The following is a 22,938-nucleotide window of genomic DNA, read 5'->3' on the forward strand; positions in this document are numbered from 1 at the left end:
GAGGACAGGATGAAAAAGATAATGCTAATTGGTGAGACTGGTTGTGGTAAGACAAGCCTTACTCAGGTACTAAATAATGAAAGAATAGAGTATAAAAAAACTCAAGCTTTAGAATTTAGTAACCTAGTAATAGATACTCCAGGAGAGTACATTGAAAATAGAAATTACTACAACGCAATTATTGCAAGTTCTGTAGAGGTGGATGTAATCGCTTTAATTCAACCTTGTAATAAGGATATGAGTATTTTTCCACCTGGCTTTGGAAGTATTTTTGCAAAACCTGTAATCGGTATAATAAGTAAAATTGACTTATGTAAACAGGAAAAGGAGCTTTTCGAGGCCAAAAGATATTTAAAAGAGGCAGGGGCACAAGAAGTTTTTAATATAAGTACAACTGAAAATTTAGGAATTGATAATATAAAAAAATATTTAAATTGGGAACAATAACTTTGTAACTTAAGGTTTATTACTTCTAGAAGAGGTGGGAACATGAATAAAAAAATTGTAATAGCCGACGATGAACCTATTACAAGGATGGATATTAGAGAAATGTTAGAAGAAGCAGGCTACAACGTGGTAGGCGAGGCTTCAGATGGTTTTGACGCTATAGAAATGTGCAGAAAGTTTTCTCCAAATATTGTGATTATGGACATTAAAATGCCATTATTAGATGGTATAAATGCTTCGAAGATAATTATACAAGAAGGGCTTGCTGATGGCATAATTCTTTTAAGTGCATACAGCGACACTAACTTTGTAGAAAAAGCAAAAGAAGCAGGGGTTATTGGGTATTTAGTAAAACCCTTGGATAATAAATCACTAATACCTGCAGTAGAGGTGGCAATTTCTAGAGCTAAAGAAATTAAAGAAATCAAAACTAACATGATAAATGTTCAAAAAAAACTTGAAGCTAGAAAAGTAATTGAAAAGGCTAAAGGAATTTTAATGGTTGAGCATGGAATCACAGAGCAAGAAGCTTTCTCAATGATTAGGAATTTAAGCATGAAAAAAAGAGTTACTATGGAGGATATTTCAGAAATAATTATAATGAGCAAAGATGGGGTTTAATTTTACTAATATATAAGGCGATGTGATAGGAAATGAATGAAATAAAAGAATTATGCTTAAAACATACAAACTTAGAAGATACAGATATAGAAATTATTCAGCATATAGCCAGAACCATTCAGTTCATTGCTGATTCAACGGAAAGCGATGTTTTTATTGATTGTCCCACTACACATAATGATGCTGCTATTGTAGTAGCTGAGGCAAAACCATCAAACAAACCTTCCTTATACAAGGAAAGTGTTGTGGGAAAGCTTGCCATAAGGCAAAATGAACCAGCAGTTATCAGAGCTATTGAAATTGGAATGCCAGGAAGAAATATTAAAGGAATAACCCAAGAGCAAATTAAGGTGAAACAAAGTGTGGAACCTATTAGAAACAAAGAAAATAAAACTATTGGTATTTTAATCATTGAAAAGGATGTTACAGAAGACTTATGCAATGACAGAAAAATAGAAATATTAGCTGAGGCTAATGAAGAGTTAACTACACAAATAGCAGGAAAATATGAAAAAGAAAGTGACATAGCTTATTATGTTAATGAAGCTATCTTAATTTTTGATGAAAGTGGTATCTTAAAGTTTAAGAATCCTGGTGCAGAGTTACTTTACAGTAAGTTAGGATACAATGAGGACATTCTTGGAATGAACTTTGCAAATCTCTCTGTAACTAACAGATGCTTTAAAGATATAATTTCAAATAACTGTATTGACACCTTCGAACATGAAGTAGGGGGGATGTGCTTACAGATAAAGTATATAGTTCAAAGTAATAAAGCTTTAAAATTAGTTGTGCTCATAAGAGATATAACTGATATGAAGGAAAAGGAGAAGGAATTAGTTCATAAGTCTGTGGTAATAAGAGAAATTCACCATAGAGTTAAGAATAACCTTCAAACCATTGCAAGTCTTCTAAGACTGCAGTCTAGAAGAATTCATAATGAAGCTTTCTTAAATGCTATGAATGATAGTATAAATAGAATATTAAGCATAGCAGCTACCCATGAAATTCTTGCAAAGCAAGGTATTGATGAGGTAAACATCAAAGAAGTTATTAATAGAATAAAATCTAGTATGGTAACCTTCGAAAAAAGGGATAACATAGATTTAGCAATTAAGATTACTGGTGATGACTTTAGAATAAGTTCTGATAAAGCAACCACAACCGCACTAGTAGTCAATGAACTTCTTCAAAACTCTATAAAGCATGCCTTTAAGGAAAAAAGTGAAGGAGAAATCATAATTAATATTGAAAAAGGAAATATGTATTCCACCATTTCTATTATAGATAATGGTAATGGCTTTGAAGTGGATACAGTTCCTAAAAATAGTTTAGGTCTTATGATTGTAAGAAGCCTGATACATGATAAGCTAGAAGGAAATTTAGATATTTATTCTAATTCAGAGGGTACAAAGGTAATCTTTGATTTTAAAAATTAATATATAAGCACAATGACGTGTTTATTAGGTGGCAACGGAGCCCAGAGTATATATTTTTAAATGGTTATATTTAATGTAGCTATTTAAAAATATAAATTCTGGGCTTTTATATTTCTCTAAAAAGGGGTGAGAAAAATACAAGAAAAAATTTTAAGTGTAGGAATTGACATTGGTACTTCTACAACTCAACTTGTGTTTAGCAATATAACCATTGAAAACACAGCAAGTAGCTTTACGGTACCTAGAATTAAAATTGTGGATAAAGAAATCATATATAGAAGTAATATCCACTTCACACCTTTAATAGATCAAAAAAAAATTGATGGAAACAAGGTAAGAGAAATCATAGCAGCAGAATATGAAAGGGCTGGAGTTACTGTAAAAGATGTTAAAACTGGAGCAGTGATAATTACAGGGGATACGGCTAGAAAAGAAAATGCCAATGAAGTATTACAAAATCTTAGTGGTTTTGCAGGAGACTTCGTGGTAGCAACAGCAGGTCCTGATTTGGAATCTATTATTGCAGGTAGAGGTGCAGGAGCAGATAAGGTTTCAGATGAAGAAAATGCCTATGTGGTAAACATTGATATTGGCGGTGGAACTTCTAACTTAGCTTTATTTAAAAATGGAGAGTTAGTAGATACAGGCTGTTTAGATATAGGTGGTAGGCTTATAAAAATAGATTTACAAAGTAAAAAAATTTATTATATCTACCCTAAAATTAAAAAGCTGGCAGAAAGCATTGGTGTAGCAATTGATGTAGGACAAGTTGCTGATTTAGACAAAATAAGAAAAATTGCTAAGGCAATGGTAGGAATTTTAGAAGAGTCAGTGTGTTTAAAGGTAAGAACTCCAATGTATGAAAAGCTTTTAACTAATAAGGGTATCAAAGATGGCTATACCATTGAACATATAACCTTTTCTGGTGGAGTAGCTGATTATATTTATGGAAGTGACTACTCTGACCCCTTTAAGTATGGAGATATGGGAGTAGTTTTAGGAGAAGAAATTGCAAAATCAACTTTAGTTAAAACGCTAAAACTGAAACCTGCCAAAGAAACTATTAGAGCCACTGTTGTAGGTGCAGGCTCACATACCACTGATATAAGTGGTAGTACCATAACCTACACAGAAGATATATTTCCAATAAAGAATTTACCTATACTAAAGCTTTCCTCAGAGGATGAGGATAAGGGCTTTAACTCAATAGAAGAAAGTCTTAGAGAAAAACTTAAGTGGTTTAACTTAGAAAATGAAAGTCAACAGGTGGCAGTGGCAATAAAGGGACCAAAGAGTCCAAGTTTTGTTGATATTCAAAACCTGTCAAAAGCTTTAATAAATGGAATGACTGAACTTTTACAAAGGAATTATCCAGTGTTTGTTATTGTTGAAAATGATATAGCAAAAGTTTTAGGACAAACTATTCATAGACAGCTAAATAAAAGCAGCAATGTAGTTTGTATTGACAGCATTAAGGTTGAAAATGGTGACTACATTGACATTGGTAGTCCACTTGTAAATGGAAAGGTAGTTCCAGTAGTCATTAAAACATTAGTATTCAATTCATAATTTTAATAGAGGGGTGAACAAAGTGATACTAAAAACACAATTGTTTGGTAAAGTGTATCAATTTAAAGATGTTAAAGAAGTTCTAGCAAAAGCTAATGAGGAAAAATCAGGAGATAAACTAGCAGGTATAGCTGCAGTTACTGCTCAGGAAAGAGTTGCAGCTAAAGTGGTTTTAAGTAACTTAACTGTGGCTGATGTAAGAAATAATCCTGTGGTTCCTTATGAAATGGATGAAGTTACAAGAATTATCCAAGATGCTGTTAATGAAAAAATCTATGGAGAAATTAAAAACTGGACTATATCTGAGCTAAGAGAGTGGATTTTAAATGAAAAAACTACAGGAGCAGATATAAGAAGAATTAGTAGAGGATTAACTAGTGAGGTTATAGCAGCTGTAGCTAAGTTAATGTCAAACTTAGACTTAGTTTACGGAGCTAGCAAAATAAAAGTAACAGCCCATGCTAACACAACTATAGGAGAACCAGGAAGATTATCTGCAAGATTACAGCCAAATCATCCAACAGATGATGTAGATGGAATATTAGCATCATTATTAGAAGGTTTAACTTATGGAATAGGTGATGCTGTTATAGGATTAAACCCAGTAGATGACACTGTTGGAAGTGTATCAAAGGTACTTAAGAAATTTGAAGAAATAAAACAAAAATATGAAATACCAACTCAAAACTGTGTACTTGCTCACGTAACTACACAAATGGAAGCAATTAGACAAGGTGCTCCAACAGATTTAATATTCCAAAGTATTGCAGGTTCTCAAAAAGGAAACGAAGCCTTTGGAATATCAGGAGACTTAATTGAAGAAGCAAGACAACTTGCCTTAACTCATGGTACTGCAGCAGGTCCTAACGTAATGTATTTTGAAACTGGACAAGGTTCAGAGTTATCTTCAGATGCTCACTATGGAGCAGACCAAGTAACAATGGAAGCAAGATGCTATGGCTTTGCTAAAAAGTATCAACCTTTCATAGTAAATACTGTTGTAGGATTTATAGGACCAGAGTACTTATATGACAATAAGCAGGTTATAAGAGCAGGACTTGAAGACCACTTCATGGGTAAATTAACAGGACTTCCAATGGGTTGTGATGCGTGTTATACAAACCACATGAAAGCAGACCAAAATGATATAGAAAACTTAGCAATATTACTTGGTACTGCAGGATGCACATACTTTATGGGAATTCCTCATGGAGACGATGTAATGCTTAACTATCAATGTACAGGCTTCCACGAAACTGCTGCCTTAAGAGAACTTTTAGGCAAAAGACCAATAGCTGAATTTGAAGCATGGCTTGAGAAGTGGGGCTTCATGGAAAATGGAAGACTAACAGGAAAAGCAGGCGACGGTTCTATATTTCTTAAGAAGTAAGAGGGGGTAAAAAAATGTTTTCAGAAAATGAATTAAAAAGATTAGTTGAGCAAGTTCTAGTAGAAATGACTACAAAACAAGGAGCAGCAGCTACTGAAAAAAGCACAACAAAGGAAACTTATGAAGTTGATTTAAATGGAATGATTCCAGATATAACTGAAGTTGACATAAAAACAACTCTTCTTGTAGAAGATCCTACAGATAGAGAAGGTTACTTAAAAATGAAAAAACACACTCCAGCAAGAATTGGTATTGGCAGAACTGGAGCAAGATATAAAACTGAAACCATGCTAAGATTCAGAGCAGACCACGCATCAGCTCAGGACTCTGTATTTACAGATGTTAATGAAGATATTTTAAAGGAAATGAATTTAATAACGCTACAAACTAATTGTTCTTCTAAGGATGAGTTTATAACAAGACCAGACCTTGGAAGACAAATATCAAAAGAAGAGTTAGCTAAACTAAGCTCCTTCAAGAAAAAACCTCAAGTTCAAATTTATGTATCAGACGGCTTAAGCTCAAAAGCTATTGAAGCTAACGTGAAGGATATTCTACCAGCTTTAATTCAAGGGCTTGAAGGTTATGGTATCACTGTTGGAACACCTTTCTTTGTGAAACTAGGAAGAGTTGGAGCAATGGATGTAATTTCTGAAGAAATTGGTGCAGATGTAACTTGCGTACTAATTGGTGAAAGACCAGGTCTTGTTACTGCAGAAAGTATGAGTGCTTACATTGCATACAAAGGAACTGTTGGAATGCCAGAATCAAGAAGAACTGTGGTATCAAACATTCACAAGGGTGGTACACCTTCTGTTGAAGCAGGTGCTTATATAGCAGATATTATTAAATTAATGTTAGAGAAAAAAGCCAGCGGATTAGATTTAAAACTATAATTTAGGGGGAAAAGAAAATGAAAAATGATCAACTTCGTCCATCAGTATTAAGCGTTAAAATAATTCCTAATGTAAATGCTGATATGGCAAAACAATTTGAATTAAAACCAGAACACAAGAGTATAGGAATAATCACAGCTGATTGCGATGACGTTACATATACAGCATTAGACGAAGCCACAAAAGCAGCAGATGTGGAAGTAGTGTATGGAAGATCCCTTTATGGTGGAGCTGCTAATGCAAACACAAAGCTTGCAGGAGAAGTAATTGGAATCATTGCAGGACCAAGCCCAGCAGAAGTTAGAAGTGGACTTAATGCAGCAGTAGATTTTATTGAGAGTGGAGTAGCTACTTTCTACAGTGCCAATGAAGATGATAGCATAGCATACTATGCACAATGTATATCAAGAACAGGTTCTTATCTTTCTAAAACAGCTGGAATAGAAGAAGGAGAGGCTTTAGCTTACTTAATTGCACCACCACTTGAAGCTATGTATGCTCTAGATGCAGCAATGAAGGCTGCAGCAGTAGATCTTAAAGCTTTCTTTGGCCCACCATCAGAAACAAACTTTGGTGGAGCTTTATTAACAGGAAGCCAATCGGCTTGTAAAGCAGCTTGTGATGCCTTTGCAGCAGCAGTTAAATTTGTAGCAGATAATCCTACAGATTACTAATCTTAGGTAGTGATTATGATTAATTCCAAATTAACCAGGTCAAATTCCACCTTAGGATTAATTGAAACCACAGGGTTTATTGGGGCTGTTGAAGCATTAGATGTAGCTGCTAAATCAGCAAGTGTTGAACTTGTTAGCTGTGAATTCGTAAAGGGTGGTATTGTTACCATACTTATTACTGGAGAAGTAGGCTCTGTTAAAGCTGCAGTGGAAGCTGCTGCAATTGCAGTAGACAAGCTAGGAGTCTTAAGAAACACCCATGTTATTGCAAGAGCGGATGAGGGAGTATGGAGCATACTTGAAAAAAAAGAAACTATTGAAATATTTGAAGACAAGAATATAACAGAAGAGAAACAAAGCACCTTAGTTGAAGAAAAACAAGAGATAAAAGAAGCTAAAGAAGATGATAGTGCAAGGGTTGATGTAACAACCCTAGAGCAGAGTAGTTTAGTAGAGGACAAGAGTACAATTGAATCTACTAAGGAAGAAGAAATCTCTTTAGAAGATGGGAAAGAAAACTTAAGTGAAAACCTAGAAAAGGATAAAAATCAGGTTATAACAAAGAGGCAATTAAGTAAATCCATGAAAAGAGAAGAACTTGAAGCTTTGAAAGTTACAGAACTTAGATCCTTAGCAAGACAGCTTAGAGAAGAGCTAAATATTTCTTTAACTAAGAAGCAAATTAAGTTTAGTAAGAAAGAACAACTGATTGAAGCCATACTAAAGGGCAACTAGGAGGTAGGATAAATGATAACTTTAGATAAAGATTTGATGTCTATACAAGAAACTAGAAATCTTATCGCCAAGGCTAAAGATGCTCAAGAAATATATAAAACTTTTACCCAAGAGAAAGTTGATAAGATTGTTGAAGAAGTTGCAAAGGCAGCAGAAAAAGAAGCTGTTAAGCTTGCAAAAATGGCTTGGGAAGAAACAGGTTTTGGTAGATGGGAAGACAAAGTAGTTAAAAACACCTTTGCAAGCAAAGTGGTTTATGAAAATATAAAGGACATGAAAACTGTTGGAATAATAAGAGAAGATGAAGAAAAGAAATTCTTCGAGGTTGCTGTTCCAGTAGGAGTAGTAGCTGGATTAATTCCTTCAACCAATCCAACTTCTACAACAATTTATAAAACTTTAATTGCGTTAAAGTCAGGAAATGGAATAGTAGTTTCTCCTCACCCAAATGCTAAGAATTGCATTATTGAAACTGCAAAAGTTTTAACTGAAGCAGCTGTTAAAGCAGGGGCTCCAGAAGGGTTAATTGGATGTATTACTATACCGTCTCTTGAAAGCACAAACTTATTAATGAAACATAAAGATACAGCACTTATCCTTGCAACTGGAGGAGAGGCAATGGTAAAAGCTGCTTATAGTTCTGGAACTCCAGCCATTGGAGTAGGACCAGGAAATGGACCGGCCTTTATAGATAAGTCAGCAAAGGTGGAGCTTGCTGTTAAAAGAATCTTAGACAGTAAGACCTTTGATAATGGAGTAATTTGTGCTTCAGAACAATCAGTAGTAGTTGAGAAATCAATGAAGGAATTGGTTATAAAGGAACTTAAAAAGCAAGGTGCTTACTTCTTAAATGAAGAAGAATCTAAAAAACTTGGAAACTTCATTTTAAGAGCTAATGGAACCATGAACCCACAGATAGTTGGTAAAAGTGTTGAGGCACTAGCATCCATGGCAAACTTAAATGTTCCAGCAGGAGCTAGAGTTCTAATTTCTGAGCAAACTACAGTAGGAAAAAATAATCCTTACTCAAGAGAAAAGCTTACTCCAATTCTAGCTTTCTACACTGTAGATAACTTAGAAGAAGGGATTAACCTTTGTACAGAAATATTAATGAATGAAGGAAAGGGACATACTCTAGTACTTCATAGTGAAAATAAAGAGGTAATCAAAGAATTTGGACTAAGAATTCCAGTTTCAAGATTACTTGTAAATACTCCAGGAGCTTTAGGAGGTATAGGTGGATCAACAAACCTAGTACCTGCCTTAACCCTAGGCTGTGGAGCTGTTGGTGGAAGTTCAACTTCTGACAATGTAGGTCCAATTAATCTATTAAACATAAAAAGAGTGGCTTATGGAGTTAGAGAGCTTGAAGATTTAAGGGGAACAAAACAGGAAGAACCTGTTAATACCATTAATGAAGAATATTTAGAGTTAATCATAAGCAAAGTAGTTGAGAAATTATCAGCACTAAATAAATAAGATTTTCTAATATAGTAAGATTTAAGCATTAATCCACGCAATGATATATAATCTTAAACTCATAACAAAAAAGTTGCTTTAAGCAATAAATAACCAAGGTAGGTTCAGGTAAAAGTTTAGTTCATGCCTTGGTTCACTATAAAAAATAAAATTAAAATAATAAACGAAATTTTAGGAGGATATTAAAATGGCAAATATGAACGCATTAGGAATGATCGAAACTAAAGGATTAGTAGGAGCAATTGAAGCAGCAGACGCAATGGTTAAAGCTGCAAACGTAACATTAATAGGAAAAGAGCAAGTTGGTGGCGGACTAGTAACAGTACTAGTTAGAGGAGATGTTGGAGCTGTTAAGGCTGCTACAGATGCAGGAGCAGCAGCTGCTGAAAGAGTTGGAGAATTAGTGTCAGTACACGTAATTCCAAGACCACACAGTGAAGTAGAAGTTATTCTTCCAAAAGCTAATCTTTAATCAAATTTTAGAAGGATAATTTTTACGCCTTTATAAGTGATAGCTTTTAGCTGAAAATAATTGTTGTATGAAAAAACATTTTAATAAAGTTGAAAATACTTATAAAGGGATTGAAAAAACAAATTTATTCATTTAATCACACTTACCAAGGATATCACTCTCATTCTTAATACTTTAATAAGCTTAGAGTGAGAGTGCCCCCTTCCAAAGTTGATTAAACAAATAAAGCTAAACTAGTAAAATTTATTGATAGATTAATTAACTCTGGCTTTTAAAGTTTATGTGCCTTTAAAAGTCTAAAGGGAACTTACTTGCAACCTCCCTTTAAATCTCCCCTGGTAACACAGGGGGGATTCCAAAACGTTGCAGTGACATTTTAAGCTTAGAAAACTATACTACAAGGAATTAAGTTAATTCAGATATGCAGGGTTAAATTAAAAAATCCAACCTATGTAACCAACCTAGTAACTAACCTATTAAACAGCACTAAACCCTGCATATCTTTATAAATAACATCTTTATGAACTTGTTCATTATTTAAAGGATGTGAGGAAATGAGTGTTTTAACAGAAAGCACCTTAAGAGCAAAACTTAAAAATTTAGAAATAAAAGAATTTGAAATTGAAAAGGGAGTTATAATTACTCCTTCAGCAAGACAATACCTACAAGATAAGAATATTAAATTGATATATAAAGATGAAAAAAGTAAAGAAGCAAAAAATCAGAATATTCAAAGTGAGCCTAAGGGTTTTATACCAAAATACATCCATATCAATGGAGGAGTTTTTGAAAAGAAACCTGAGCATATGACTCAGCTTAATAAAAATAAACTGGTTGCTAAAGATCATAAAAGAATTATTTTTAGAGGAAACGTAGACAGTCTTCAAGCAAAAATATTAGAAGTTCAAATTCAATGTAAGAGCTTAAATGAAATGAAAGTAGTAAAAGAGCTGGAAGAAGTACTTTCTTATGTAAGAAAAGTCTTGGAAGCTGAAGTTGTGGAAAGTGAGTTTTCAATTAAATCTCTTATTGGGTTAAATTATGTCGAGTTAAGAGCCTACTCCCACAACCCTAAAAAACATTTAAACACAGACCATATTATTTTCCCAAGCTGTGATATGGGACCAGTAGTAGTTGCTCTAAATGCACTTAGAGCACAAAGTAGAGAAGTAGAAATTTCAGCATATCAGGCTTTCAAAAATGGAGAAGGAGAGCCTACTAGAATGGATTTAGCCTTAGCACTAAATAGGTTAAGCAGCTGTTTTTATATTATGATGTGTAAGTATATGGCTGGAAAGTATAAATAGGAGATGAGTGGATGAGCAAAATGGAGTTGAATCTTAATTATATAGTTGATGAAGTTGTAAGAAGATTAAAGAATGAAGCAGAAGATGAAGGAATTTTAGTTGAGGCTTCAGGAAGACATGTTCACCTTTCAAAGACTGCAGTGGAACTTTTATTTGGTAAGGGCTATGAGCTTACTAAAAAAAGAGAGCTATCTCAACCAGGTCAGTATCTATGTGAAGAAAAAGTTACACTGATAGGTCCTAAGGGAACTTTACATAATGTTTCAGTTTTAGGACCAGAAAGAGAAGAAACTCAGGTAGAATTATCAATGACTGATGCTGTATCTATAGGAGTAAAGGCACCAGTTAAAATGTCAGGAGATGTAGAAAATAGTGGTTCTATAATCCTTGCCACTAGCAAGTCAGTGCTAAAATTAGATAAGGGCGTAATTGCTGCAAAAAGACATATTCATATTACTACAGAAGATGCAAAAAAATATGGAGTAAGTAACAATGATGAAGTAAGCATTAAGCTAACAGGGGATAGAGGAGTAATCTTCACTAATGTGGCAGTTAGAGTTAGTGATAAGTTTAATACTGTAGTACATTTAGATTATGATGAAGCTAATGCTTGTGGATTCTCTAAAGGTATGAGAGCAGTAATACTGAAATAACTATAAAACATACTCAGGATAGACCTTAATTTTGTAATTATAGGGCTGTAGCAATAAGCTTAATGTGATTTATAAGTATTATAATAAATATGAGATAAGCCATTAAGTTTTGGTGAGTTTTCTATAAATTTAATTTCCTAAGTAAAAGGGGAAGATAAAATGAATAAAGAAGAATTAGTAGAGCTTATAACCAAGGAGGTTATGGCAAGACTAAAAGAAATGTTAAGTAGTAAGGAGTGTTTCACTGATAAAAAGAAGGTGTTAATCCTTGAGAAAGCTGAGGATTTATGCCCAGTTCTTTCTGGAGCACTAAGAGATAATAACTACCTTGTAGACTCCATAGACAATATGGAAGCTTTAGAGTGTTATGAAGGTATAGTTCTTCAAAATATATCACCTAAAGAGTTAGCTAATTTAGCTAATGGCATAGGCGGTTCTGTAAAGGAAACTGTATTTACTGATGTTATTCTAAGAGGAAAAAAAGTATTCGCAATGAAAAAAGGTTTAGAATACCAAAATTTTGGGACAACAGCTAATAAACAATTCTTTAATTTATTCAAAACCTATGAAGAAAAATTAAAGTCCTATGGAGTTGTTTATGTAGGACTAAAGGAACTTTTAAGTGAAATTGATGGTGCAAAATACGAAGTAGAAGAAAAAGTTTCTAAATTAAAAGATAATATGGAAGAAAAAGCTTATAGAGAAACTAATGAAGTAGAGTTTGTGGATTTAACGAAGAAGAAGCTAATTTCTGAAGTGGAGCTAAGAAATATTTATAAAAACGGAATAAATAAAGTTTTGGTTTCTAAAAAATCCATAGTAACACCTTTAGCCATGGATTATGCAAGAGTTTCAAAGGTACAAATTATAAAACAATAATAATTCACGAGAGGTAAGGTCTATAATTATGATAGTAGGAGAAGTTGTAGGGAATTTATGGGCTACTAGAAAAGATGAAGGTCTAAATGGCTTGAAATTTTTAGTGGTAAGAAAATTAGATTATAAGGGCCGAAAGACTGAAGAAGCAATTGTTGCAGCAGATAGTGTTGGTGCTGGAATTGGAGATCAAGTTTTAATTGTAGGTGGAAGCTCAGCAAGAGTTAACTTAGGAGATAATAAAAAAGTTCCTGTGGATGCAACCATAGTTGGAATTGTGGATTCTTTAGAATTACAAGATTAATTAAAGCGCAGGTGATATTCAATGTTAAAATCTTTAGGGATTATGGAGTTTAGCAGTATAGCTAAGGGAATAGAAACAGGAGATAAAATGCTTAAGGCTGCTACAGTTGAAATATTAATGTTAAGGCATATTTGTCCAGGAAAGTTTATGATAATCCTTACTGGAGAAATAGGAGATGTCACTGAAGCTGTTAACTCTGTAGTAGTTAAAGATAAAGAAAAAATTGTTGAAAGTACAGTGATTTCTAATGCCCATGAGGATTTAATATCATCTTTAAGAAAAAGAGCACCCTTTCAGTGTACTGAAGCTATTGGAGTCTTTGAGACTGCCACAGTTACTTCATCAATGATTGCATTAGACTTAGCGTTAAAGTCAGCTTCAGTTAGGTTAATTAAAGTTGTTCTTGGCAATGGCATAGGTGGTAAATCCTATTTTGTAATAAGTGGTTCTGTGAGCAGTGTGGAAGAAGCTATTAAAATAGCTGAAAACTCTATTAGCTCCAAAAAGGTTATATACAAAACTATAATTCCTTCTCCTAGTAAAGACATTATTAATAACTTATAGGGAATTTTATATAGCTAGTAATTTATATGTAAAATATATTTGTCTCAGTGAAAGGGTTTACTTCCTTACTTAATCAAGGGGGGAAGTAACCCATCACACTGAAAAAATCTAGAATATGTAATAAATTTAGAAAGAAAAGAGGATAGAAAAATGAGTATAAATGAAATTATTATATACATCATGGTACTATTCATGGTAATAGGTGCCGTAGACAAAATACTTGGTAACAAATTTGGTTATGGAGAAAAATTTGAAGAAGGTATCATGGCTATGGGTGCTTTAACTATTGCCATGGTTGGAATCATATCTTTTGCTCCAGTTTTAGCTAACGTATTGAAACCAATAGTTGTACCAGTTTACAAAGCTCTTGGAGCAGACCCTTCGATGTTTGCAACAACCTTACTTGCTTGTGACATGGGTGGTTACCAGTTAGCTCAACAGCTTGCTGAAAACCAAAGTGTTGCACCTTTTGCAGGATTAATTTTAGGATCAATGATGGGACCTACTATAGTATTTACAATTCCAGTAGCTCTTGGAATAATTGAAAAAGAAGATCAAAAATTCCTTGCTAAAGGAGTTTTAGCTGGTATGATTACAATTCCACTAGGATCTTTTGTTGGTGGATTGGTAGCAGGATTACCAGCACTATTAGTACTAAAAAACTTAACTCCAATTATACTTTTCGCAGTGCTTATTGCTCTTGGATTAAAATTTGCACCAGAAAAAATTATAAAAGGCTTTACTTATTTTGGTAAGTTTGTTACAGCAGTAATAACTGTTGGACTTGCAGCTATAATAATAGAAACTCTTACAGGTTTTGTAGTTATTCCTGGAATGGCTCCAATTAGTGAGGGAATAAGTGTAGTAGGAAGCATTGCTATAGTTCTTGCTGGTGCTTACCCGTTAGTACACTTCATTACAAAGGTATTCCAAAAACCTCTTATGAAACTTGGTTCTCTTTTAGGTATAGGAGAAGTTGCAGCAGCTGGAATGATAGCTACTTTGGCAAACAACATTCCAATGTTTGGTATGATGAAAGACATGGATGAAAGAGGAAAAATCATCAACGTAGCTTTTGCTGTAAGTGCTGCCTTTGTATTTGGTGATCACTTAGGTTTTGCAGCTGGAGTTAATAAAGAAATGATTGCTGCTATGGTAGTAGGTAAATTAGTTGCAGGAGCTACAGCAGTTGCGGTGGCTTGCTTAATTACTCCAAAAGCAAAGAAAGCTTAAGTGTTTAAAACCAATGGGAGAATAAAGTAAAAACTTAGGTACAATATCTAAATTCAAATATAAATTGAGTACAAATAATCTTAATTTAGGAGATGTCACAATGGAAAATATAAATGAACAATTAATAGAAGAAATTATAAGAAAAATAATAAATGAAAAAATAGGACAAACTACTCCAGAGTTTGAAAAGCAAGTTGACCCAAGTGGAATTATGGCTATAAAAACAAGTACAGTAAAGCCAGAGAAGTTTGATACAGGAAAAGAAGGGGACAAGGTTCTTTTAAAGGATGTATTAACTCTTGAAGAAAGTCCAAGACTTGGTTGTGGAATAATGGAAATGGAAGAAACAAGCTTTGCATGGACTTTAAAGTATGATGAAGTAGACTATGTAATAGAAGGAACTTTAGAAATTGATATAGATGGAAGAAAAGTAGTAGGACATAAAGGTGACATAATATTTATTCCTAAAAACTCCTCAATTAATTTTACTGTTCCAAACTATGCTAAATTTATGTATGTAACTTACCCAGCAAACTGGGCTGAGTTAGAATAAAATCAATAATCTCAAACAACCTTAGACAACCTTAGATAAACTATTAAGAAGAGGTAAGAGAAATCTTGCCTCTTTTTAGTGCGTTAGTAGAAATAGTAGGAGGAGAATATTATGAAACTAAAAAGTATTAAGACGAAAACTTTAGCCTTTATACTTCCAGTTATCTTAGTAGCACTAATAACCTTGACCGGTATAAGTTACTTAAGTTCTAAGGCTATAATAAATGATGAAATTAAAGGGAAGATGTTTAACCAACTTAATTCTAATATTGAAGAGATAAAAAAGAAACTCTTTATTCATGGACAAATAACAGAGTCTTTAGCAGAAATGGTGGAAGCATCCTACAAAGTTTTACCTGAGAAAAATTATGAGAATCTATTAGTAAAACTTCCAGCAACTAATGAAGAAACCTTAGGTGCAGGAATTTGGTTTGAGCCATATAAGTTTAGTACTAATAATCAGTTTAAAGGTCTTTATGCCTATAAGGAAGGCAGTGAGGTGAAATACACTGACGAGTATAGTACTGGACAACATAATTATTTTGAAGAACCTTGGTATAAAATTGGAGTTGGTAGTAAAAATCAGCTTGAATGGTCCAATCCTTATGTAGATGCAGTTACTAAAATAAGTATGATAACGTCCACAAGCCCAATACAGGATGAGAATAATAGTTTTTTAGGGGTAGTTACTTCAGATATTAGCCTAGCAACTATTCAAGAGATGGTAAAAAATATTAAGGTCGGAAATAGTGGAAGGGCCTTTTTAATTGACAATACTGGACTTTATATTGCAGATAAAGATGAAAAGAAAAATATGATAAAGAAAATTACTGAAGAAGAAAACAAAAGTCTAGCTAGTTTAGGAAAGGAAATGCTAGAGAAGAAGAATGGAGAGTACGTACTTACAGATGAGAATGGTAAGAATAATGTGTACTACATTGACATACCTGAAGTGGGGTGGGCTATGGGAATTACTATTCCGCAAAGTGAGTTATACTCTCCAGTGGATTCTCTGTTATCTAAGCTAATAGTATTAACTATTAGTACAATAATTGTATCTATAGTAGTAGTACTACTATTTACTAATTATCTAACCAAAAATATCAGCAAAGTGAATAAATTTGCTATGACCATTGCTGAAGGCGATTTAACTGAAACCCTTGTTATAAAATCTCAAGATGAATTAGGACAAATGGCAGTAAACTTAAACAAAATGAGTGATAACTTAAAAAGCATTATAAAGGTGATTTCTGAGAATTCTCAGGACATGAGTGCTACCAGTGAAGAATTATCTGCAACAGTAGATGAAATGGCAGGAAGAATTAGTGCTATAAGCAGGTCCACAAATGAAATTTTAAACAGTTCTCAAGAGGCAAGTGCTGCTGCACAGGAAGTGACTGCTTCTGTAGAAGAGGTAAATTCAAGCATTCATGTACTTTCGGGAAAGGCAGTGGATGGAAGCTTAGAGGCCAAAGAAATTAGTAATAGAGCCAATGAGGTGAGTATTAAGGCAGAAAAATCAAGTGATGAAACTCAAGCAATTTATAGAGATAAGGAAGAGAACATAGTTAGTGCCATTGAACAAGTGAAAGTAGTAAGTGAAATAGTGGAAATGGCAGAAACTATTGCTAATATTTCTAAACAAACTAATCTATTGGCATTAAATGCAGCAATTGAAGCTGCTAGAGCAGGGGAAAGTGGAAAGGGTTTTGCAGTGGTAGCTGAAGAAGTAAGAAGGCTAGCAGAGCAATCAGCAAATGCTGTAGTAAATATAAAAGGTACCATTGGAAAGGTTCAAGAGGCTTTTGAAAATCTTAGCGAGAATTCTTCTGGTATACTTAGTTTTATTGATGAGAATGTAATAAAGGATTATGAACTCCTAGTGAAAGTTGGAAAACGATATAATGAGGATGCAGAGTTTGTAAGCTCTATGTCAGAAAATATTGCAGCTATGTCCGAGGAAATAACTGCCACAGTAAATCAAATTGGAGAAGCCATTGAAAGCATGGCTCAAACAGCACAAGTATCTGCAGAAAACACTAGTGAAATCTTAAGTAGTATCACTGAAACTTCCCATGGTATGGAGCAAATATCAAAAGCAGCAGAAAATCAAGCTAATCTAGCTCAAAAGCTTAATGAAATGATAGGTCAGTTTAAAGTCTAAATTTATAATGGTTTCTAATTCTTTTTAGGATTTATAATTTAAGAGTAACCTTTTAGAATTAATATATTTTTACCACTAAAATTAGATTTAATAATTAAATTCAAACTCTAAGATTCATAATAGAATTTTGGAGTTTGAATTTTTATACAATGAATTGAATTTGTATTTTGAAGGTATTAGCATTTCAGATTTAAAAAGTCTTAGAGGATATTGGAAATATAGCATAGTGGTCGAAAGGAAGAAAAATAGCCTTGGGATGTAGTGTGTTATGCAATGATGTAAAATATGTAAAAATAATTAATAGCAAAAGTTAATATGCAAACTATGTTAAGTGAAAAATGAATAAAATACACAAAAATATTCATAAAAAGGTGTAAACTGTTGACGATTTTGGTCGAATATAAAGTTATGAGGATTTAATATGAGTATATAAACTAGTTACATAGCTATGGTTTTATTTTAAACTCATAACTAGAAATTTTATTAAGAGTAAAAACTTAATCTAAATTAAGTTGGATATATGAATTAATAGGAGGGAAATGCCATGAAATTAAAGAGTATCAAAATAAAAACTTTAACTTTTATACTTCCAGTTATCCTATTGTCCTTGGTGACTTTAACAAGTATAAGTTACTTAAGCTCTAAGGCCATAATTAATGAGGAAATTAAAACGAAAATGGTAAATCAACTTACAGCAAATATTGAAGGCATAAGAAAAAATTTATTTAGACATGGACAAATTGCAGAAGTTCTTGCTGAAGTAGTGGAAGCATCTCAAGGGGCACTTCCAGAAAAGAATTACCAAGATATACTTGTTAAAGTGCCAGCTACAAATGATGAAACCTTAGGAGCAGGGATATGGTTTGAACCTTATAAATTTACTCCACAGGATAAGTTTAAGGGACTTTATGCTTATAAGGATAACGGGACAGTAAAATATACTGATGAATATAACTCAGAAAGTTATAATTATTTTCAGGAGCCTTGGTATAAGAGTGCTGTAGGCAGTAAAAATGATATTCTTTGGTCTAAGGCCTATATGGATCCAGTTACTAAGATAAGTATGATAACCAGCACAAGTCCAATGTATGATGCTAATAATAGCTTCATAGGTGTTGTAACCTCAGATATAAATATCTCAACTATCCAAGACATGATAAAAAATATAAAAGTCGGTAACAGTGGGAGAGCCTTTTTGATTGATGATACTGGGCTTTATATTGCAGATAAAGATGAAAAGAAGAATATGATAAAGAAAATTACTGAAGAGCAAAATGAAAGCTTAGCTAGTTTAGGAAAAGATATGTTAGAGAAGAAAAAGGGTGAATATGTACTTACTGACGAAAACGGTAAAAATAACGTATACTACATTGATATACCAGAAGTAGGCTGGACTATGGGGATTACAATTCCTCAAAGTGAATTATACTCTCCAGTAACTTCACTATTATATAAACTTATAACCTTAGCTATTGGTACAATAGTACTTGCTATAGTTGCAGTTTTATTGTTCACAACTTACCTTACAAAAAATATCAGCAAGGTAAATAAATTTGCAATGGCCATAGCTGAGGGAGATTTAACTGAAACCCTTGTTATAAACTCTCAAGATGAATTAGGACAAATGTCGGGAAACCTAAACAAAATGAGTGATAACTTAAAAAATATTATAAAGGTGATTTCAGAAAACTCTCAGGACATGAGTGCTACCAGTGAAGAACTATCTGCAACAGTAGATGAAATGGCAGGAAGGATTAACGCTATAAGTAGTTCTACCAATGAAATTTTAAATAGTTCTCAGGAAGCTAGTGCTGCTGCGGAGGAAATAACCGCATCTGTAGAGGAAGTAAATTCCAGTATTCAAGTGCTTTCAGGAAAGGCAACAGAGGGAAGTTTAGAATCTAAAGAAATCAGCAATAGGGCTAATAAAGTTAGTGTTAGGGCACAAGACTCTAATGCTAAAGCACATGTTATTTATAAAGAGAAGGAAGAGAATATAGTTAAAGCAATTGAACAAGTGAAAGTAGTTAGTGAAATAGTTGAAATGGCAGAAACTATTGCTAATATATCTAAGCAAACAAATTTACTAGCACTAAATGCAGCAATTGAAGCCGCTAGAGCAGGAGAAAGCGGCAAAGGCTTTGCTGTAGTTGCAGAAGAAGTAAGAAAGCTAGCAGAGCAGTCCGCAAGTGCTGTAATTAATATAAAAGCTACTATTGATAAAGTTCAAATTGCCTTTAACAATTTATCTGAAAACTCTTCTGGAGTTCTCGGATTTATAAATGAAAATGTAATTAAAGACTATGAACTTCTAGTACAAGTAGGACAGCGATACAATGATGATGCAGCCTTTGTAAGTTCTATGTCAGAAAATATTGCAGCAATGACGGAGGAAATCACTGCAACAGTGAATCAAATTGGAGAAGCTATTGAAAGTATGGCCTTAACTGCACAGACATCCTCAGAAAATACTAGTGAAATTTTAAGTAGTATTACTGAAACTGCTAATGGAATGGAGCAAATATCAAAGGCGGCGGAAAATCAAGCTAATTTAGCTCAGAAGCTTAATGAAATGATAGGTCAGTTTAAGGTTTAGTTTACTAATAAGAAATTCCCCTTCTTATTGTATATAAAAGCTTAGAAGAATCATGTACAAAGGTACATGGTTCTTTTATTTTTCATTTAATTTGGCTATAATTAAAGGTAAGTATGGAAGATTGTAGATGATGAAAGGGGAGAAAATCATGGGAGAACTATCTAAACTACCCAACATAGGAGAGAAGCTAGAAGCACAACTTGGAGAAGTAGGAATTCATACAATTGAGGCGTTAAAAAAGGTGGGAAGTAAGCAAGCTTGGTTAGATATTAGAGCTATAGATAGCTCAGCTTGTATAAATAGGTTATGTGCTTTAGAAGGTGCAATTCAAGAAACTAGGTGGCATAATCTTTCAAGTGAAGTGAAAGTACAGCTAAAAGAATTTTATAATTCTGTGAAAGAAATTTAGTTATCGTTATATAAGCATAAGTATGGAAATAAAAAATAGGTTGTTAAAACAAACAAAAAAACCTCTTGACAATATTACTAATTAGTAATATATTTTAAGTATGGATAATAAAAAAATAACTTACGGAGAATTAAGTGATTTAAATTTAAAAACTTTAATCGCATTAAGTAGAACTACAAATAATGTTCATAGACAAGAATATAAAACTATCAAAGAGGGAGGATTAACAGTTTCACAATTTTCAGTTCTTGAAGTGTTATACCATAAAGGTGATTTGAAAATTCAAGATATAATAGAAAAAACTCTTTCCACTGGTGGAAATATGACGGTGGTTATTGAGAATTTAGTTAAAGATGGACTGGTAATCAGGTACAAAGATGAAGAGGATAAGCGAGTAAACCTAATAAGTATTACTGAGAAGGGGAAGGCTATTATTGAGGATATCTTTCCTAAGCATATAGAAAATATTAATGATATTTTTAGTACCTTAACAGGTGAAGAAAAGCAAAGCCTTATAGGCTTATTAAAAAAATTATCAGGTGTATAGGAGAATACACCATAATTTTTAATAATATATTACTAATTAGTAATATACTTAATAGAGATAGAACCTTAATAAGTTGAATGACGCAGCAGTTGAAATTGGCGGAGTATTTTACAGGTCAATTATAGGTTAATATGAGGAAAAATTAATTATATTAATGACGAATTTTATTCATGATGAATACAACCCATTATAGAAAACATTAAGGAATTAAGGTAAGGTTGTAAGTTCAAGTAAGTAAGTAATTTAGGTTTATGTAACAATTATGAACAGGAGGGAAAAATATGATAAGAAAAATTGAAAGTAAAAATATGGGCTCCAGCAATTTGGGATGGTTAAAAAGTATATTCCACTTTTCCTTTGCAGAGTATTATAATCCTAATAATATAAACTTTGGAGTGCTAAGAGTTATAAATGACGATTTGATTAATCCGCATACAGGTTTTGATACTCATCCCCATAGGGATATGGAAATTATATCTTATGTAGTTCAAGGTGCATTAACTCATGGAGATAGTATGGGAAATAAAAGCACCTTAAATCGTGGTCATGTTCAATATATGAGTGCAGGCACTGGAGTTTATCATAGTGAGCATAACTTAGGTGAAGATGTAACAAGGCTTCTTCAAATTTGGATACTTCCTGATAAAAAGGACTACAAGCCAAACTATGGTGAATACAGATTTCACTGGGAAGAAAGAAAAAATAAGTGGCTTCATATGGTTTCTGGTAAGGATGGAGAAGCTCCAATTAAGATAAATCAAGACGTAAACTTCTCTGCTTTAGAGTTAGAAGAGAATGGAGAAATAGAATATGAAGTAAAAGAAGGAAGGCAAGGTTATCTAGTTCAAGTAGAAGGAGAAGGGATTATAAATGGTATAACTTTAAGTAGAAGTGATGCTATGGAAATTATAGAAGAGAATATAAAAATTAGAGCTAAGACACTTTCACATTTCATAATAATAGAAATGAAAAAAAGTGAGGAAAAATAAAAAAATTACAATAGATTTAATAATAGAACTCAAGAGATACAGCTATAAAGCATGAGTTGTATAAAAGCTTACTAAAATTTTGAAATAGGAGAATAAAAATGAATGAGTTTTTAAAAGTTGTTAGAGAAAGACGATCAGCAGATAAATTTATAGAAAGTATTCAGATACCTAGAGAAGATTTTAATGATATTTTTAGGGAACTTTCCTTAGCACCCTCTGCCTTTAACTTACAACATGCTAAATACTATGTTGTAGAAGATAAAGCGATTGTAGATAAGGTTTATGAGGCGTCTTTTAAACAATACAAGATTAAAACTGCATCTGCAACAATAATTGTGACAGGAGATAAGCAAGCTTATAAAGGAGCAAATAAAATATATGAGGGCTCAATGATGCTTGGAATGTTGGATAAAATTGAGTATGAAATAATGATTAACACTATTAATGGACTTTATGAAGGTTGGGGGGAGAGTTTTCAACATGATGAAGCCATAAGAAATGCTTCTTTATCAGCAATGCAGTTTATGTTATTAGCTAAAAATAAGAACTGGGATACATGCCCAATGATATATTTTGATAAAGAAAAAATTAGTGAATTATTAAATATCCCGGAAAATGAAGTTCCGGTATTGATGATTACAATGGGTAAAACGGATAAAAGCAGCAATAAAATAAGAGGTTATAGAAAACCTTCTGCTGAGTTTGTGAAATTTCTATAGTTCTACAAATATATTCATATATAGGCTTTTGTAGCAAATGATGAATAAATCTATCTTCAAAAGGTCCTAAGTAGATCAAAAGAGATAATTGTATAAGTTAAGTATTAACTTTGGTTTCCTATAGATAAACCGCTTCAAAACTTAAAATAAGATTAAGTGTTTATGCTGATTTAAAACTAAAATACTTTAAATTTAGGAGTGGTAAATCTATAGATTTACCACTCCGAAATTTAAAGTATTAACAAGCTTAATCTTCCCAATAATAACTCTAAGACTTATCAAAGGAGTTATTATTATGGGAAG

At 33.0% G+C, this 22,938-nt stretch carries 23 protein-coding genes; all 23 read left to right on the plus strand.

Going from position 1 to position 22,938, the window contains the following annotated elements; all coding sequences use genetic code 11:
* Positions 1–9 precede the first annotated feature (9 nt).
* Complete coding sequence (locus J2Z44_RS09705; RefSeq protein ID WP_021282048.1) at positions 10–447, plus strand: EutP/PduV family microcompartment system protein; 438 nt, start codon at positions 10–12, stop codon at positions 445–447.
* 42 nt (positions 448–489) lie between these two features.
* On the plus strand, positions 490–1,068 hold the full coding sequence (locus tag J2Z44_RS09710; protein WP_021282047.1) for an ANTAR domain-containing response regulator: 579 nt from the start codon (positions 490–492) through the stop codon (positions 1,066–1,068).
* Between the two features lie 32 nt (positions 1,069–1,100).
* Positions 1,101–2,507: a sensor histidine kinase gene (locus tag J2Z44_RS09715; RefSeq protein WP_021282046.1), complete on the plus strand. Its 1,407-nt coding sequence runs from the start codon at positions 1,101–1,103 to the stop codon at positions 2,505–2,507.
* Positions 2,508–2,642: 135 nt separating this feature from the next.
* On the plus strand, positions 2,643–4,076 hold the full coding sequence (gene eutA / locus J2Z44_RS09720) for an ethanolamine ammonia-lyase reactivating factor EutA (RefSeq protein ID WP_031271011.1): 1,434 nt from the start codon (positions 2,643–2,645) through the stop codon (positions 4,074–4,076).
* A 22-nt stretch (positions 4,077–4,098) separates the two neighbouring features.
* Positions 4,099–5,466, plus strand: coding sequence for an ethanolamine ammonia-lyase subunit EutB (locus J2Z44_RS09725; RefSeq protein WP_021282044.1), 1,368 nt, complete (start codon positions 4,099–4,101; stop codon positions 5,464–5,466).
* 14 nt (positions 5,467–5,480) lie between these two features.
* Positions 5,481–6,362 carry an ethanolamine ammonia-lyase subunit EutC gene (eutC, locus tag J2Z44_RS09730; protein WP_021282043.1) on the plus strand — a complete coding sequence of 294 codons (882 nt, stop codon included), beginning with the start codon at positions 5,481–5,483 and terminating at the stop codon, positions 6,360–6,362.
* 17 nt (positions 6,363–6,379) lie between these two features.
* The gene (gene eutL / locus J2Z44_RS09735) at positions 6,380–7,036 is read left to right on the plus strand and encodes an ethanolamine utilization microcompartment protein EutL (protein WP_021282042.1); all 657 of its coding nucleotides are present in this window, start codon (positions 6,380–6,382) and stop codon (positions 7,034–7,036) included.
* 15 nt (positions 7,037–7,051) lie between these two features.
* Complete coding sequence (locus J2Z44_RS09740) at positions 7,052–7,771, plus strand: BMC domain-containing protein (protein WP_209649533.1); 720 nt, start codon at positions 7,052–7,054, stop codon at positions 7,769–7,771.
* A gap of 12 nt (positions 7,772–7,783) precedes the next feature.
* Positions 7,784–9,250 carry an acetaldehyde dehydrogenase (acetylating) gene (locus tag J2Z44_RS09745; RefSeq protein WP_021282039.1) on the plus strand — a complete coding sequence of 489 codons (1,467 nt, stop codon included), beginning with the start codon at positions 7,784–7,786 and terminating at the stop codon, positions 9,248–9,250.
* 187 nt (positions 9,251–9,437) lie between these two features.
* Positions 9,438–9,722: an ethanolamine utilization microcompartment protein EutM gene (gene eutM / locus J2Z44_RS09750; protein ID WP_021282038.1), complete on the plus strand. Its 285-nt coding sequence runs from the start codon at positions 9,438–9,440 to the stop codon at positions 9,720–9,722.
* A gap of 554 nt (positions 9,723–10,276) precedes the next feature.
* Entirely contained in the window at positions 10,277–11,029 is a 753-nt protein-coding gene (locus J2Z44_RS09755; protein ID WP_021282037.1) for a hypothetical protein, read from the plus strand.
* A 20-nt stretch (positions 11,030–11,049) separates the two neighbouring features.
* Positions 11,050–11,682: an ethanolamine utilization phosphate acetyltransferase EutD gene (gene eutD / locus J2Z44_RS09760; protein ID WP_205410109.1), complete on the plus strand. Its 633-nt coding sequence runs from the start codon at positions 11,050–11,052 to the stop codon at positions 11,680–11,682.
* A gap of 159 nt (positions 11,683–11,841) precedes the next feature.
* The gene (locus J2Z44_RS09765) at positions 11,842–12,561 is read left to right on the plus strand and encodes a hypothetical protein (protein WP_021282035.1); all 720 of its coding nucleotides are present in this window, start codon (positions 11,842–11,844) and stop codon (positions 12,559–12,561) included.
* 28 nt (positions 12,562–12,589) lie between these two features.
* Positions 12,590–12,862: a EutN/CcmL family microcompartment protein gene (locus J2Z44_RS09770; RefSeq protein ID WP_021282034.1), complete on the plus strand. Its 273-nt coding sequence runs from the start codon at positions 12,590–12,592 to the stop codon at positions 12,860–12,862.
* A 21-nt stretch (positions 12,863–12,883) separates the two neighbouring features.
* Positions 12,884–13,426, plus strand: a complete 543-nt coding sequence (locus J2Z44_RS09775) for a BMC domain-containing protein (protein WP_021282033.1) — start codon at positions 12,884–12,886, stop codon at positions 13,424–13,426.
* Positions 13,427–13,576: 150 nt separating this feature from the next.
* Complete coding sequence (gene eutH / locus J2Z44_RS09780) at positions 13,577–14,659, plus strand: ethanolamine utilization protein EutH (protein WP_021282032.1); 1,083 nt, start codon at positions 13,577–13,579, stop codon at positions 14,657–14,659.
* 100 nt (positions 14,660–14,759) lie between these two features.
* Positions 14,760–15,212: a cupin domain-containing protein gene (locus tag J2Z44_RS09785; protein ID WP_209649534.1), complete on the plus strand. Its 453-nt coding sequence runs from the start codon at positions 14,760–14,762 to the stop codon at positions 15,210–15,212.
* A 111-nt stretch (positions 15,213–15,323) separates the two neighbouring features.
* Positions 15,324–17,375: a methyl-accepting chemotaxis protein gene (locus J2Z44_RS09790; protein ID WP_021282030.1), complete on the plus strand. Its 2,052-nt coding sequence runs from the start codon at positions 15,324–15,326 to the stop codon at positions 17,373–17,375.
* Between the two features lie 544 nt (positions 17,376–17,919).
* Positions 17,920–19,971: a methyl-accepting chemotaxis protein gene (locus J2Z44_RS09795; RefSeq protein WP_021282029.1), complete on the plus strand. Its 2,052-nt coding sequence runs from the start codon at positions 17,920–17,922 to the stop codon at positions 19,969–19,971.
* A 148-nt stretch (positions 19,972–20,119) separates the two neighbouring features.
* The gene (locus J2Z44_RS09800; protein WP_021282028.1) at positions 20,120–20,380 is read left to right on the plus strand and encodes a TfoX/Sxy family protein; all 261 of its coding nucleotides are present in this window, start codon (positions 20,120–20,122) and stop codon (positions 20,378–20,380) included.
* A gap of 100 nt (positions 20,381–20,480) precedes the next feature.
* Complete coding sequence (locus J2Z44_RS09805; protein ID WP_021282027.1) at positions 20,481–20,927, plus strand: MarR family winged helix-turn-helix transcriptional regulator; 447 nt, start codon at positions 20,481–20,483, stop codon at positions 20,925–20,927.
* A gap of 281 nt (positions 20,928–21,208) precedes the next feature.
* Positions 21,209–21,916 (plus strand): pirin family protein, encoded by a 708-nt coding sequence (locus tag J2Z44_RS09810; protein ID WP_021282026.1) that lies wholly within the window; start codon positions 21,209–21,211, stop codon positions 21,914–21,916.
* A gap of 98 nt (positions 21,917–22,014) precedes the next feature.
* Entirely contained in the window at positions 22,015–22,635 is a 621-nt protein-coding gene (locus J2Z44_RS09815; protein ID WP_021282025.1) for a nitroreductase family protein, read from the plus strand.
* Positions 22,636–22,938 lie beyond the last annotated feature (303 nt).

It is taken from the genome of Clostridium punense (genome assembly GCF_017874425.1).
Classification (GTDB): Bacteria; Bacillota; Clostridia; order Clostridiales; family Clostridiaceae; genus Clostridium_J; species Clostridium_J punense.

What these genes read in the sequence shown, in the direction of transcription:
- J2Z44_RS09805 (WP_021282027.1), top strand. Translation starts at nt 20,481, where the DNA reads ATGGATAATAAAAAAATAACTTACGGAGAATTAAGTGATTTAAATTTA.
- J2Z44_RS09740 (WP_209649533.1), top strand. Translation starts at nt 7,052, where the DNA reads ATGATTAATTCCAAATTAACCAGGTCAAATTCCACCTTAGGATTAATT.
- eutH (WP_021282032.1), top strand. Translation starts at nt 13,577, where the DNA reads ATGAGTATAAATGAAATTATTATATACATCATGGTACTATTCATGGTA.
- J2Z44_RS09710 (WP_021282047.1), top strand. Translation starts at nt 490, where the DNA reads ATGAATAAAAAAATTGTAATAGCCGACGATGAACCTATTACAAGGATG.
- J2Z44_RS09785 (WP_209649534.1), top strand. Translation starts at nt 14,760, where the DNA reads ATGGAAAATATAAATGAACAATTAATAGAAGAAATTATAAGAAAAATA.
- eutC (WP_021282043.1), top strand. Translation starts at nt 5,481, where the DNA reads ATGTTTTCAGAAAATGAATTAAAAAGATTAGTTGAGCAAGTTCTAGTA.
- J2Z44_RS09705 (WP_021282048.1), top strand. Translation starts at nt 10, where the DNA reads ATGAAAAAGATAATGCTAATTGGTGAGACTGGTTGTGGTAAGACAAGC.
- eutM (WP_021282038.1), top strand. Translation starts at nt 9,438, where the DNA reads ATGGCAAATATGAACGCATTAGGAATGATCGAAACTAAAGGATTAGTA.
- J2Z44_RS09765 (WP_021282035.1), top strand. Translation starts at nt 11,842, where the DNA reads ATGAATAAAGAAGAATTAGTAGAGCTTATAACCAAGGAGGTTATGGCA.
- eutD (WP_205410109.1), top strand. Translation starts at nt 11,050, where the DNA reads ATGGAGTTGAATCTTAATTATATAGTTGATGAAGTTGTAAGAAGATTA.
- J2Z44_RS09795 (WP_021282029.1), top strand. Translation starts at nt 17,920, where the DNA reads ATGAAATTAAAGAGTATCAAAATAAAAACTTTAACTTTTATACTTCCA.
- eutL (WP_021282042.1), top strand. Translation starts at nt 6,380, where the DNA reads ATGAAAAATGATCAACTTCGTCCATCAGTATTAAGCGTTAAAATAATT.
- J2Z44_RS09715 (WP_021282046.1), top strand. Translation starts at nt 1,101, where the DNA reads ATGAATGAAATAAAAGAATTATGCTTAAAACATACAAACTTAGAAGAT.
- J2Z44_RS09790 (WP_021282030.1), top strand. Translation starts at nt 15,324, where the DNA reads ATGAAACTAAAAAGTATTAAGACGAAAACTTTAGCCTTTATACTTCCA.
- J2Z44_RS09755 (WP_021282037.1), top strand. Translation starts at nt 10,277, where the DNA reads ATGAGTGTTTTAACAGAAAGCACCTTAAGAGCAAAACTTAAAAATTTA.
- J2Z44_RS09800 (WP_021282028.1), top strand. Translation starts at nt 20,120, where the DNA reads ATGGGAGAACTATCTAAACTACCCAACATAGGAGAGAAGCTAGAAGCA.
- J2Z44_RS09745 (WP_021282039.1), top strand. Translation starts at nt 7,784, where the DNA reads ATGATAACTTTAGATAAAGATTTGATGTCTATACAAGAAACTAGAAAT.
- J2Z44_RS09815 (WP_021282025.1), top strand. Translation starts at nt 22,015, where the DNA reads ATGAATGAGTTTTTAAAAGTTGTTAGAGAAAGACGATCAGCAGATAAA.
- J2Z44_RS09775 (WP_021282033.1), top strand. Translation starts at nt 12,884, where the DNA reads ATGTTAAAATCTTTAGGGATTATGGAGTTTAGCAGTATAGCTAAGGGA.
- J2Z44_RS09810 (WP_021282026.1), top strand. Translation starts at nt 21,209, where the DNA reads ATGATAAGAAAAATTGAAAGTAAAAATATGGGCTCCAGCAATTTGGGA.
- J2Z44_RS09770 (WP_021282034.1), top strand. Translation starts at nt 12,590, where the DNA reads ATGATAGTAGGAGAAGTTGTAGGGAATTTATGGGCTACTAGAAAAGAT.